The organism is Mycobacteriales bacterium, from assembly GCA_035550055.1.
Taxonomy (GTDB): domain Bacteria; phylum Actinomycetota; class Actinomycetes; order JAFAQI01; family JAFAQI01; genus DASZTV01.
This window is the reverse complement of record DASZRO010000086.1, coordinates 1-11,955: the sequence shown is the minus strand read 5'-3', so window position 1 is coordinate 11,955 and position 11,955 is coordinate 1. Positions and strand designations below refer to the sequence as shown.

The 11,955-nt window shown below is 70.0% G+C and carries 14 protein-coding genes and 1 tRNA gene; 9 read left to right on the top strand and 6 right to left on the bottom strand.

The genetic code is table 11. The features are described 5' to 3' along the window. The 3 genes from VG899_12895 to VG899_12885 form a co-directional block, all read right to left on the bottom strand. Nucleotides 1-252 (bottom strand): hypothetical protein (locus VG899_12895; GenBank protein ID HWA67250.1); only part of this gene is annotated, 252 nt, incomplete at its 3' end. After that, on the bottom strand, nt 249-1,349 hold the full coding sequence (locus VG899_12890; GenBank protein ID HWA67249.1) for a glycosyltransferase: 1,101 nt from the start codon (nt 1,347-1,349) through the stop codon (nt 249-251). The genes VG899_12890 and VG899_12895, both read right to left, overlap by 4 nt. Nucleotides 1,350-1,351: 2 nt before the next feature. Further along, complete coding sequence (locus VG899_12885) at nt 1,352-2,449, bottom strand: glycosyltransferase family 1 protein (GenBank protein HWA67248.1); 1,098 nt, start codon at nt 2,447-2,449, stop codon at nt 1,352-1,354. Between the two features lie 241 nt (nt 2,450-2,690). On the opposite strand from VG899_12885, the gene VG899_12880 reads away from it, so the two are divergent. After that, nucleotides 2,691-5,042 carry a penicillin acylase family protein gene (locus VG899_12880; GenBank protein ID HWA67247.1) on the top strand — a complete coding sequence of 784 codons (2,352 nt, stop codon included), beginning with the start codon at nt 2,691-2,693 and terminating at the stop codon, nt 5,040-5,042. Here the strand turns inward: VG899_12880 and VG899_12875 are convergent. Continuing rightward, nucleotides 5,039-7,627, bottom strand: coding sequence for a phosphoenolpyruvate carboxylase (locus VG899_12875; protein ID HWA67246.1), 2,589 nt, complete (start codon nt 7,625-7,627; stop codon nt 5,039-5,041). The two genes, VG899_12880 and VG899_12875, sit on opposite strands and share 4 nt — an antisense overlap. Nucleotides 7,628-7,637: 10 nt before the next feature. Continuing rightward, nucleotides 7,638-8,807, bottom strand: a complete 1,170-nt coding sequence (locus VG899_12870; GenBank protein ID HWA67245.1) for a polysaccharide deacetylase family protein — start codon at nt 8,805-8,807, stop codon at nt 7,638-7,640. A gap of 146 nt (nt 8,808-8,953) precedes the next feature. Here VG899_12870 and VG899_12865 point away from each other — a divergent pair. After that, a tRNA-Arg gene (locus VG899_12865) sits at nt 8,954-9,029 on the top strand. On the opposite strand, the gene VG899_12860 is transcribed toward VG899_12865, so the two are convergent. After that, nucleotides 8,985-9,290 (bottom strand): helix-turn-helix transcriptional regulator, encoded by a 306-nt coding sequence (locus VG899_12860; protein ID HWA67244.1) that lies wholly within the window; start codon nt 9,288-9,290, stop codon nt 8,985-8,987. The genes VG899_12865 and VG899_12860 overlap by 45 nt on opposite strands. Nucleotides 9,291-9,381: 91 nt before the next feature. Between VG899_12860 and VG899_12855 the strand changes: the two genes are divergently transcribed. The 7 genes from VG899_12855 to VG899_12825 form a co-directional block, all read left to right on the top strand. Next, entirely contained in the window at nt 9,382-9,591 is a 210-nt protein-coding gene (locus tag VG899_12855; GenBank protein ID HWA67243.1) for a helix-turn-helix domain-containing protein, read from the top strand. A gap of 190 nt (nt 9,592-9,781) precedes the next feature. After that, the gene (locus VG899_12850; protein HWA67242.1) at nt 9,782-10,111 is read left to right on the top strand and encodes a hypothetical protein; all 330 of its coding nucleotides are present in this window, start codon (nt 9,782-9,784) and stop codon (nt 10,109-10,111) included. After that, entirely contained in the window at nt 10,108-10,425 is a 318-nt protein-coding gene (locus VG899_12845) for a hypothetical protein (GenBank protein ID HWA67241.1), read from the top strand. Before VG899_12850 ends, VG899_12845 begins: the two co-directional genes overlap by 4 nt. Continuing rightward, nucleotides 10,422-10,622 (top strand): hypothetical protein, encoded by a 201-nt coding sequence (locus VG899_12840; GenBank protein ID HWA67240.1) that lies wholly within the window; start codon nt 10,422-10,424, stop codon nt 10,620-10,622. Before VG899_12845 ends, VG899_12840 begins: the two co-directional genes overlap by 4 nt. After that, entirely contained in the window at nt 10,615-11,064 is a 450-nt protein-coding gene (locus VG899_12835; protein HWA67239.1) for a hypothetical protein, read from the top strand. Before VG899_12840 ends, VG899_12835 begins: the two co-directional genes overlap by 8 nt. Continuing rightward, nucleotides 11,061-11,396: a hypothetical protein gene (locus tag VG899_12830; protein HWA67238.1), complete on the top strand. Its 336-nt coding sequence runs from the start codon at nt 11,061-11,063 to the stop codon at nt 11,394-11,396. The genes VG899_12835 and VG899_12830 overlap by 4 nt, the downstream gene beginning before the upstream one ends. After that, nucleotides 11,393-11,955: hypothetical protein (locus VG899_12825; GenBank protein HWA67237.1), on the top strand; the 563-nt coding region annotated here is incomplete at its 3' end. The genes VG899_12830 and VG899_12825, both read left to right, overlap by 4 nt.

Genomic DNA, 11,955 nt, shown 5'->3' with positions numbered 1-11,955 from the left:
GGACGAGTCGAAGCTGCCGCGGCAGACGTCGTTCAGCCCGATCAGCACACCGCCGAGCGTGCAACGCGGCACCTGCGGCAGCTGCTTGTCGCGCACGTCGCGCATCGTCGCTCCGGCGACGGCGAGGCAGACCGGCTCGAGACCGAGTACGCCGGCGAGCAGCCACGGCCAGGTGAGCTCCCGAGGGATTCGAAGCCCGACGCCCTCGCCGCAGGTGACGCTGTCACCGAGCGCGGCAAGGACGCCGGTCATGCCGCCAGCTCCCCGGCGCGATGCGCGTGGAGGTCGAGGAAGCGCCGTACCGTGGCCTCCCACGTGAGGCCTTCGACCTGATGGCGGGCGGCCCGACGTCGTGCCGTTTCAGGGCTGGCGAGCAGATCCTCGACCTGGTCGGCGAAGCACCAACCTGAGCTGGGCGCCGATCGACCTGCGGTGCCGACCAACCCCGGCAGTGCGGAGTTTCGGTTGACGACGGCCGGCGTACCGCACGCCATCGCTTCGAGGGCCGCGAGCCCGAACGTCTCGATCGGGCCGGGCGCGATCGCCACGTCGGCGCGGGCCATCAGCGCGCCGAGCCGTTCGCGGTCGACAACGTGACCGTGCCAAGTGATCGGTAGACCTTTGCTGGTCTGCCGCAAGGCGGATGACATCGGCCCGTCGCCGCAGACGTCGAGGTGGACCGGCACACCGCGGTGCAGCAGCTGCTCGACGCTGTCGACCGCGAGATCGGGTCGCTTCTCCCGCGACAGCCGGCTCGCCATGACCAGCCGCACCACGCCGTCGCCTCGCGGGAACGCGCGCGGACTGAACGCGCCGGCGTCGACGCCGAGCGGCACGATCCGGACGTTGTCGGCGTCGATCTTGTAGAACTCCTGCGCCGCCCACTCCGTCGCGCAGACGACGGTGTCGAACGTCTCGGCGAGAAAGCAGTTGGAGCGATCGACGATGCCGTACGGGCGCAGCATCCGGGGCAGCCATTGGCGGACGACGCGATCCAAGCGTTCGTGGCTGAAGACCGCTGACCGGACGTCGTTGTCCGCCGCCCACGTCCCGAGCCCGCGTAACGTCGTACGGTCGTGCACCTCGATCGCGTCAGGCCCGAAGCTGCCCAGGACGTCGCGCACTCGCTGGAGGTCGACGATCACCCGGTAGCCGATCCCGGGCACGGCGGGCGCGGGCAGCTGCACCTGCGTCAGCCGGTCGCTACGCCGGACCTTGTACGCCGGACCCGGCACGATCTGGAGCACCTCGTGACCGGCCCGGGCGTACCCGTCTGCAAGGTGGCGCAACGTCGTGCGCAACCCGCCCGACGTCGGGGTGACGAAGTTCGCGAGCTGGGCGATTCGCATGACTACGCCGCCAGCACTTCGCGGTAGTGGCGGACCAGCTGGCCGCCGATGACGTTCCAGCTGCGGCCCTCGACCGAGCGTCGCGCCTGCCGTCCCATCGTGAGCCGCAGCTGCGCGTCCTCCGCCATGAGCCGGACCTGCACGGCGAGGTCACGCGCGTCGCCGGGGGCGAACAGGAAGCCGGTGCGGCCGGGGTCGACGAGGTCGAGCGGTCCGCCTGCGGCGGGGGCGATGACCGGTACGCCGCTGGCGAGCGCCTCCTGCGCGGACTGGCAGAACGTCTCGTGCGGGCCGGTGTGCACGAACACGTCGAGGCTGGCGTAGACCTTCGACAACTCGCTGCCGCCACGGAAGCCGAGGAACTGCACGCCGGGCAGCTGCTTTTCGAGCTGCCTGCGGGCCGGACCGTCACCGGCGACGACCACTTTCGCGTTCGGCAGGTCGCGCAGCCCGGCGAGCAGGCCGATCTCCTTCTCGTGGGCGAGCCGGCCGACGTAGCCGACGAGCAGCTCCTGGTCGCCGACGTGGCGACGGCGCCAGAGCTCGTCGCGGTGGCCGGGATGGAAGCGCCGCAGGTCGACCCCGCGCGCCCATCGGCGCACCCGGGGCACCCCGGCCGCCTCGAGCTGGTGGACGCTGTAGCGACTCGGTGCCAGCGTGCGCGCGGCCGAGTCGTGGATCGATCGCAGCCAGTTCCAGACCGCGTTCTCGGTGGCGCCCAGGTGGTAGCGACGGGCGAAGCCGGCGACGTCGGTCTGGTAGACCGCGACCGTCGGGATGCCGAGCTTGCGCGAGGTGAACGCCGCCTGCGCGCCGAGCGCGATCGGCGACGCGAGGTGGACCAGGTCGGGTTCGAAGCCGCTGATCACGTCGCGCAGGCCGGCGTACGGGCGCCCGAGCCGGAAGGCGCGATAGCCGGGGAACGGGATCGACGGCGTGCGTACGACGGGGAAGCCGGCGTACCCGCGCGGACCCGGTCCCGGCGCAACGACCATCGCGTCGTGGCCGCGCTGCGCCAGCTGCTCGCAGACGCGAAGCACGGAGTTGGTGACGCCGTTGATCTGGGGAAGGAACGATTCGGTCACGATGACCACTCGCATGCATCCACGGTGACCAGCGCGGCGTACCGGATGGGTGCATTGCGGTGAGTGGCAGTTGAACGCTGCCGGAACAGGTCCGCGGCCGCATGCGTGGAACTATTTGCGCGTGCGTACCACCCGCGGCTTTGCCGCCGTACTTCTCCTCCCGGCCCTTCTCATCGTCTCGCTACCGAAGCTGTCCGCGCCTGCGGCGCCTAGAGCGAGCGCAGCCACGGGCACGTCGCCAGCGCCGAGGTACGACGTGACGATCACGCGTACCGAAGGCGGCATCCCGCACATCGTCGGAGCCAACTTCGGCGACGTCGGCTACGGGTACGGGTATGCCTTCGCGCAGGACAACCTCTGCACGATGGCCAACGACTACGTGACCGTCGAGGGCGAGCGCTCGATGTATTTCGGGCCCAACGGCAGCTACGAGCAGCGGGGCAACGGCGTCACCGTCGACAACCTCGACTCCGACTTCTTCTGGACCGAGGTGCGCAACTCGGGCATCGTCGCGCGGCTGACCGCACAGGCGCCGCCGCTGGGACCCACCCCGGATCTGAAGGCCGGGGTGCGCGGGTACGTCGCCGGCTACAACCGTTACCTGCGCAGCATCGGCGGCGCCGCCGGCGTGACGGACCCCGCCTGTCACGGTCAGCCGTGGGTGCGCCCGATCACTGTCGCGGATGCGTACCTGCGCTTCTATCAACTCGTGTTGCTCGCGAGCTCCGACGTGCTGATCCCCGGCATCGCCGAGGCGTCGGCGCCGACTGCGACCAGTCCGGTTTCGGCGGCGATGAACGTGCAGCGGACCGGCCGGCTGATCGCTGAAGGTTGGCAACGCGCGATGGGTGACCTAGGCAGCAACGCGGTGGCGATCGGCAAGGCCGGCACCCGCGACCACAAGCACGGGCTGTTGCTGGGCAACCCGCATTTCCCGTGGATCGGACCCGAACGGTTCTACGACGCGCAGATCACGGTGCCCGGTGTCGTCAACGTGACGGGAGCTTCGCTCTTCGGCGTACCGCTGGTCCTGATCGGCCACAACAGATGGATCGCGTGGAGCCACACCGTCTCGACGGCCTTCCGGTTCACGCCGTACGAGCTGTCGATCGTGCCCGGCGACCCGACGGAGTACTACTACAACGGCAACCCGACCAAGATGCAGCCGCGCGCTGTGACGGTGATGTCGAAGGACCCTGACGGCAAGCTGGAAGCGCTTCACCGCACGCTGTGGTGGACGCGCTACGGGCCGATGATCAACTCGATCGAAGGCATTCCGTTGCCGTGGACCGCCGCGACCGGCTTCACGTTCCGCGACGCCAACGCGACGAACTTCCGGATCTTCAACCACTTCCTGGCGACGGACGAGGCGCACTCGGTTCGCCAGGAGCTGCACATCCTGAAGAAGTACGAAGGCATCCCGTGGGTCAACACAATCGTGGCGGACAAGACCGGCCACGCGCTCTACGCCGACATCGGCACGATCCCCGACGTGACCAACGCGCTGGTCAGCAAGTGCAACACCGCGCTCGGTGACGTCACCGAGAAGCTGCTCGGGCTGCCGGTGCTCGACGGATCACGGTCGGCCTGCAACTGGGGGACTGACAAGGACTCCGCCGTACCCGGCATCTTCGGGCCCAGCCATCTGCCGTACCTGGAGCGCAGCGACTACGTCACGAACTCCAACGACTCGTACTGGCTGTCCAACCCCCACCACCCGTTGACCGGGTACGCCCGGATCATCGGCTCCGAAAAAACGGCGCGGACGCTGCGCACCCGGATCGGGCTGATCATGACGCAGGACCGCGTCTCGGGGATCGGGGAGAACAAGGGCTTCACGCTGCGCGCGATGCAGAACATGGTCTTCTCCGACCGGCAGTACGCCGGTGACCTGTGGCGCAACCAGCTGGTCTCGTTGTGCCGAAGTCTCGAGCCGGTCGGCACGATCTCGAGCTCTGCAGGCCTGGTCCGGATCGGCGACGCGTGTGACGTGCTGGCGAAGTGGGATCTGCACGAGAACGCCCACAGCGCCGGCGCGATCCTGTTCCGCCGCTTCGTCGACAACCTGATGAGCTTTCCGCTCGGCGAGGGTGGTCTGCTCAACGAAGCCGGCATCCCGGGCGTCTATTGGCAGCACCCGTTCAACGTGAAGGACCCGGTGCACACGCCGTACGGGCTCAACATCGCCGACCCGCAGGTGGCGCTCGCGCTCGGTGACGCGATCGCGGATCTGCGCGCGGCGCATTTGCCGCTCGGCGTCGCCGTCGACAAGGTGCAGGGAGTGCACCGGCACGGCCGGTTCATCCCGATCCAGGGCGGCGAGGGCGATCCGAACGGTGAGTTCAACGCGATCTACGCGCCGTGGATCAAGGGGAAGGGCGAGGGCGAGATCACCGAAGGTTCGTCGTTCGTGCAGGTGGTCACCTGGCGCACCGGGGACCCGTGCCCGGTCGCGCGCACGATCCTGACCTACTCCGAGTCCTCCGACCCGACGAACCCGCACTACGACGACCAGACGAAGATGTTCTCGCAGAAGCGGTGGATCCACGACCGCTTCTGCGCGTCAGCGATCGCCGCCGATCCCGACAAGCAGGTCACGCACCTCTAGCCGGTGTTCTGGAGGCCGGCGGCTACTCCGTTGACGGTGAGCAGCAACAACTCGCGGAGCCGGTGCTCCTCGGCCTCGTCGGCATACTCGTTGCGTCGCAGGGCAGTGAGCGCCCGCAGCTGGAGGTGGGACAGCGCGTCGACGTACGGGTTTCGCAGGTTGACCGCCGCCGACAGGATCCGCCGCCCCGCCAGCAACGACGGCAGGTCCAACACCGCGAGTACCAGCTCCGTGGTCCGGTCGAGCTCGTCGAGGATCAGCTTCGTCAGGTCCGGCCGGTCACCGAGCGCGAGGTAACGCTCGGCCACGACGCGGTCGGTCTTCGCCAGCGACATCTCCGCGTTGTCGATGAGGGCCGCGAACAGCGGCCAGTCCCGGTACGCCGCCCGCAGCCCATCGACCGACGCCGCCGCCGCGAGCGCTGACCCGAGGCCGTACCAGCCGGTGAGGTTGCACCGGGTCTGCGACCAGGCGAAGACCCACGGGATCGCGCGCAGGTCTGCCAGCGTCAGCCCGCTGCTGCCCGGCCGCCGCGACGGCCGTGAGCCCAGCGCGAGGTCGGCGAGCTCCTCGAGCGGGCTGACCCGGGCGAAGAAGTCGGCGAAGCCGTCGGTCTCGACCAGGGCGCGGTACGCCGTACGTCCCGCGTCCTCCATCGCCGCGGCGAGCTCGGCGAAATGCGCGGCCGCCTCGGTGTTGCGGTCGGCGATCATCGCGGTGCCCGCGAACAGCACCGCCGACGTCACCTGTTCGAGGTGACGCTGCGCGATCTGCGGGTTGCCGTATCTGGCGAAGATCACCTCGCCCTGCTCGGTCACCTTGAACCGGCCGGCCACGCTGCCCGGCGGCTGGGCGAGGATCGCCCGATTCACCGGACCGCCGCCGCGGCCGAGCGACCCGCCGCGCCCGTGGAACAACGTGAGGGCGACGTCGTGCTTGGCGGCCCACTGCGCAAGCGCGGCCTGCGCGTCGTAGAGCAGCAGCGTCGCCGACAACGGGCCGATGTCCTTCGCCGAGTCGCTGTAGCCCAGCATCACCTCGACCCGCGCCGGCGCCCGGCCGAGCGCGGTGACCCACTCGTCGAGGACCGTCGTACACCGACGCAGGTCCTCGCCGGTCTCGAACAGCGGTACGACGGAGAGCTCGAGCGACTCGGCCCGCTCGCCGAGGGCGTAGCGGGCGAGCTTGCCGACCGCGGTCAGGTCGTCGGCGCTGTGGCACATCGACACGACGTAGCGACGGCAGGCGGGCGCGCCCCACCGGTCCTGCAGCGCCGCGATGACGCGGAACGTCGCGAGCACCTCGCGGGTCATGTCCTCGGTCGGGCCGCCGTCGTGCGCGTCGAGGTCGGCGAGCGCCGCCGCATGCACGCCGCTGTGCTGGCGGATCTCGAGCTCGGCCAGGTGGAAGCCGAACGTCTCGATCTGCCAGGCCAGGTGCTGCAGCTCGCCGTACGCGCTTCGCTCGGCACCCGCCGCGGCCAGCGACCGCTGCACGAGCCGGACGTCGGCGAGCAGCTCGTCCGGCGCGCGGTAGGCGAGGTCGGCGTCGCGGGTGCGGGTCGCCCGGATGCGCGCGGCGGCGAGCAGGACCTTCTGGCGATGAGGCTGCCCGTCAGCCGCGCGAGCGATCGCGCCGAGCTCCTTCGGGTACCGGTTCAGGTCCGCTTCCAGCGCTGATCGCAGCTCGCGGCTCGGCGGTACGAGCGTGACGTGGTGGGACAGGCTGCGACCGATCCGCGTCGCGGCGGCCTCGAGCGCCCGCAGCACATGGTCGGCCTGGATCTCGAGCGCCTCGCGGGTGATGTCGGCGGTCACGAACGGGTTGCCGTCGCGGTCTCCGCCCACCCACGACCCGAGGCGCAGGTACGCCGGCGTCTGCGGCGGCGCGGTCCCGTCACCACCGAGCGCAGCCTCGGTGGCCCGGTAGAGGCTGGGCACCAAGCGGAACAGCGTCTCGTCGAAGACCGCCATGGTGGCGCGCACCTCGTCGAGCGGGTCGAGCTTCTGCTCGCGCAACAGGGCGGTGCCCCACAGCGTCGCGATCTCCTCGCGCAGCCGGCGCTCGGCATCGGCTCGCTCGCTGTCGCCGACGTTGGGGTCCTCGCTGGCGCGCAGCTCGTTGTCGATGCGGTGCAGCGCCGTCACGACCGCCCGCCGCCGAGCTTCGGTCGGATGGGCGGTGAAGACCGGGTGGATCTCGACGCGCTGGAGGGCGTCGGTGACCACGTCAGCGCCGAGACCGAAGACGGCGCCGGCCATCGAGTCCGGCGCCGGGATCTCGCCGATCACGTCGCGGCGTCGCAGCACCCGGACCCGGTGACGTTCCTCGGCCAGGTTGACCAGGTGGAACAGCACCGTGAACGACCGCGCGACCCGCTCCGCGGTCTCCCACGACAGTCCCGCGACCAGCTCGGCCGGGTCGTCGCCGTCCCGTCCGCGCCGCGCGTCGCGGCACGCGCGACGCAGCCGCTCGACGTCGTCGTACAGGTCGGAGCCGCCGGACTCGGCGACGATCTCGCCGAGCAACGCGCCGAGCTTGCGTACGTCGTCGTGCAGCGGCTCGAAGCCCGCCCGATCGGCCATGCCGACCAGGCTACGAACTGGTCGGGCTCGCGCTCGGGCTCGTCGTCGGCGGCACGGTCGCCGCGGCGCTGGTGAGGTAGCCGGGGGTGGCGATCTGCAGCGGGATGGTCGCGATGCCGCGACGCTTCCATGACGGCAACACCTTGCGCAGCGCCTTGACGGTCTCGCTGCGGTTGCCGCCGCCGTCGTGGCAGAGCACGATCTCGCCGGGCCGCGCGCGCAGCATCGCCTTGACGATGTGCTTGGTGCCCGGCATCGCCCAGTCGCGCGGGTCGACGTCCCAGTCGAGGGGCTCGAGGCCGTAGGCGGCAACCGCCTCGAAGACGAACTTCGACCATTCACCGCCGGGCGCCCGGAACAGCTGCGGCGTCACCCCGGAGGCCTTCTCGATCGCGGCCTGGGTGCGGGTGATCTCGGCGACGATTCGCTTCTGCGGCAGGCTCGTGAACGGCAGCGGGTGGGTGTAGCTGTGGTTGACCAGGATGTGGCCGGCGCGCGCGACGTCGCGGACCAGCTTGGGATAGGCGTCGGCATGCACGCCCACGACGCAGAACGACGCCTGGGTCTGGTACTTGTCGAGCAGCCGGAGCACCGTCGGGGTGTAGAGCGGGTCGGGGCCGTCGTCGATCGTCAGCGCGATCGCGTGCTTCGGGGCGTCCGGGATCAGCTCGGAGACCGAGTACGCCGGTGAGGTGCGCACCTGGACCTGTGCCGGCGGGAGGGTGACCTTCTCGTCGCGGGCGCGGTTGCGCGTGGTGTGGCGCCCGGCGTCGTGCCGGTGACCCGGGTGGGAGTGAGCGTGACTGTGACTGTGCGAGTGGGTGTGTGCTGGCGGCGCTGCCTTGGTCGGAGAGGTCACGGTGCTCGGGCTGACGACGGGTGAGACCGCCGGGTTAGGCGCGTGTCCCTCGATCAGCTGGGCGACCGAGCCGCCGAGACCGCGGGCGCCGACCGCCTTCGACCCGGAGCCGCCGACGAGAGAGCGGACCGCTTCGGTCGCGCCAGCGGCCGCGAGCAGCACGCCGGTCGCGATCAGGCCGCGCCGCGTGACGGCCGAGCCGGCGCCGTCGTAGGACGCTCGACCGGCCAGCGGGCCGGAGTACGACGTCGACGGGTATCGGCTGGTCCGGCGCAGCCGGAAGCGCGGCCGCGCAGGCCCGGTGGGAAACGAGGGGGGCATGAGCTTCGGAACCTGTAGCTATTGGGGAAGTGGACGTTCGTTAGACGACCGTAGGGGCTGATCGGTTGTGTGTAAAAGGAAGTTGTGCAAGTGACGCCTGGCATCGCGAGGGACGGACCGGCCTGGCTACACTGTCCGATGCTCCAGCGCTCGTAGCTCAACGGATAGAGCATCTGACTACGGATCAGAAGGTTGGGGGTTCGAGTCCCTCCGAGCGCGCCAACCGTCACCATCGGGTGACGGATCGGCGGCGTTTCCTGTCATTACCCAGGTCATCGAAACGCCGGTCCTGACGCACCACGCGATCAAGAGTGGGCGAGGCGGCAGCCTGTCGCCTGTCTCATACTTCGTCAGCGTGTTGCGAGCGATGCCCAAGTCGGTCGCGAACGCCTGACGGTCGAGATTCGTCGTCTCGCGGGCTTTGCGCAGACGATCGCCGATTGTCCATTCGGGTACAACCGACCCAATGGTCTGAGTGCTCACGGTGCGCAAGCATGATCACCCGCACAAGATTAGTCAACGACACGCCGTGCGCATACTTGCGCTTCTTGTGCATCTGCTCAAAGATGCGCCCATGCCAACGGAGCTGCTCACCGCCGGCCAAGTGGCCGCCAAGCTCCGTGTCTCCGTCGCGACGGTCAATCGGATGGCCCGAAGCGGCCGCCTCCCCGTCGCCAAGAAGCTCGCGGGGATCCGCGGCGCCAACCTCTTCGACTCGGCGACGATCGAACAGCATCTCGCCGCCGAAGACGCGCGATGGGCCGCGCAGGAATGCTCCGCATGAAGGCCCACATTCCCGCGGAATACCTCCTGACCGTCGCGTCTGCTCGGGATGCCGCGGTCGGGATCACCCGGTCGCGAGGTCTCAAGGCAGTGCACGGCCACGCGACCCCGGCCGGGTCGAGCCGGTCCGGTTCACCGTCAGCCCTCCCGCGCGGTGAACCGGACCGGCACTCGCACGTCAGGCCTGCACGGTGACGGGCGACCGGGTCGATTTGACGGCCCTCACCGTCGACGAGCTCCTCGTCCTCGTCATCGACGCGCCCCGCCTCGAACAGATGCGCGCCTGGTGGGAGCTGATGCGCCGCGGTGACGGCGCGTGGGCCGGCGCCGCCGTGATCGACGAGGCGTGCGGCGTCGCGATGACCGTCGAGCAGCTGTTCGGTCACCTGCGACGCTACGACTCTCCCGCGGCGATCGAACGCCGCGACGGCCGACGCCTGCACACCGCGAGCAACGTCCATTTCGGGTCACGCGACGACGCCGCCGGCCCGGCGAACGCGTTCGGGACCGGCGGCCGATGACCGACCTCGCGATGCACGAGCAGACCTACCTCCCGAACGGCTCGCACCCGCTGCGGGTGATGAACCGCACGAAACGCAACCTGATGCCGGCTGTCGCCGATGTCGACACCCGCTGCTACCTGGCGGACTTCGCCGCCATGCACAACGACCCGCCGCCGGCCGGCTGCCTTCGCGTCATCAAAGCCGGATCCCACTACCTACGCCACCGCGTCGACGGTATCGCCTGGCAACTCGACGGCCGCACCTTCGACTACTGCGCCCCGTGCGCATGCCGCGAACTTGCCTGCTACGGCGTCGTCGAGGTCCCCCGATGATCGGCACCCGACAGGGCTACGTCGCGCTCCTCGAAGCGCAACGCCGCGAGCTCGAGGACCGCATGGTGAAAGTCGCCGCCGCGGCCGGCGCGCTGCACCTGATCCTCGTCCATTCCCGGGACAAGTGCGCGACCGTCGAGGAACTCCGCGCCGCCGACCGGGACCTGATGAGCGCGCTCGGGGTGCCCGATGCCTGACCGCTGCGCCTACCTCACCGCGACCGGCGACCGGTGCCGCCGTAACGCCACATGGCGGCTGTCCCCGGCCTACGACAAGCCGGGCTGCCTCACCCACACCCGCGCCCGCGCACGGGCCCTCACGGTCGGCCACCGCGCCCCGCTGCTCCTGATCGAGATCGCTTCGCAACGCGAGGTCACGCTCACCCCGACACCGGTCCGACGTCGCAACCCGTTCACGGTCCCCACCTCCCCTGCCGCGGCGGTGCGCACCCTCGACCGGGTCCAGTCCCTCACCGAATGGTCCCAGGTCTTCCGCGCGTTCCTCACCCGCCGCTGGGGCCCACTCAGCCACACCAACCCGACGTTCACGGCGCTGTGCCGCGCCGCGGAACGCCTCCGCGCTACCGCGACCCCTGACGAGCTCGCGGCCTACACCCACCCACCTCTGGAGGTCTCATGACGATCGACAAGCTCCTCCTCCTGCTCGCCATCACCTGGTGCCTCGGCTATCTCGCCGGCGGCTACGTCCAGTTCTGGCGCCGCGGCGGCACTCACGAGCTGCTCCTGGAATCGATCCGGCTCGGCCGCCAAGTCTGGGACTCGACCGCCGAACTCGACGAAGCCCGCGCCGCCCGCGACGCGCTGCACAAGGTCGTCGCCGGCCAGTCCGACGAGCTCGACGCTCTGCGCGCCTCTCTGGCCAACATCACCGTCGTCAGCAAGCCGGCATCGGGGGGAAACACCGGCGCGACCGTGCACCACCTGCCCGTCGCGGAAGGGAGCGCGAAGTGACCGCCCCCACACTCGACGACCTCACCCTCGGCAAAGGCAGCCACACGACCCGCGACCAAGGCGTCTGCTTCATGGAAGCCGTCGCCTGGTACGCCAACGAGCAGCACACCGACCAACCGGCCTGCGTCGCCTACCCGCTGCGCTCGTTCGGCATCGCGCTCAACGACCGCCTCCCGGAGGACAAGCGGCAACTACTCAAGCCGCTGATCTTCGACGTGATCGGCACCGCCGGCGACGGCCTCGACGAGCAGCGATGGAAGCTTCTCCGGTCATGGGTCACGCGCAAGGCGCTCCCGGAATGGCTCGAGCTCGCGAAGCTCGACGATCTCGCGGCCAAGGCCCGCGCAGCCGTCGACCTCTCCGATGAGGATCTGGACGTTGCCCTGTATGAGATCCGCGATCTGACGTGGAAGGCGCGTAACGAACGGTGGGCGCCGTGGCGCGAGCAGTTCAAGGCCGCGTTCGCTGAGCGGATCCGCGGCCAGGTGGTAGAGCAGCTGCGCAAGGCCAACATGCCCGTCGCCGCCGTCGCCGCCGTCGCCGCCGCCGCCGCCGATGC

Excerpts from the sequence above, each read along its gene's own strand:
- VG899_12845 (HWA67241.1), top strand. The coding sequence starts at position 10,108 with ATGACCGACCTCGCGATGCACGAGCAGACCTACCTCCCGAACGGCTCG.
- VG899_12840 (HWA67240.1), top strand. The coding sequence starts at position 10,422 with ATGATCGGCACCCGACAGGGCTACGTCGCGCTCCTCGAAGCGCAACGC.
- VG899_12870 (HWA67245.1), bottom strand. The coding sequence starts at position 8,807 with ATGCCCCCCTCGTTTCCCACCGGGCCTGCGCGGCCGCGCTTCCGGCTG.
- VG899_12885 (HWA67248.1), bottom strand. The coding sequence starts at position 2,449 with ATGCGAGTGGTCATCGTGACCGAATCGTTCCTTCCCCAGATCAACGGC.
- VG899_12890 (HWA67249.1), bottom strand. The coding sequence starts at position 1,349 with ATGCGAATCGCCCAGCTCGCGAACTTCGTCACCCCGACGTCGGGCGGG.
- VG899_12830 (HWA67238.1), top strand. The coding sequence starts at position 11,061 with ATGACGATCGACAAGCTCCTCCTCCTGCTCGCCATCACCTGGTGCCTC.
- VG899_12855 (HWA67243.1), top strand. The coding sequence starts at position 9,382 with ATGCCAACGGAGCTGCTCACCGCCGGCCAAGTGGCCGCCAAGCTCCGT.
- VG899_12875 (HWA67246.1), bottom strand. The coding sequence starts at position 7,627 with ATGGCCGATCGGGCGGGCTTCGAGCCGCTGCACGACGACGTACGCAAG.
- VG899_12835 (HWA67239.1), top strand. The coding sequence starts at position 10,615 with ATGCCTGACCGCTGCGCCTACCTCACCGCGACCGGCGACCGGTGCCGC.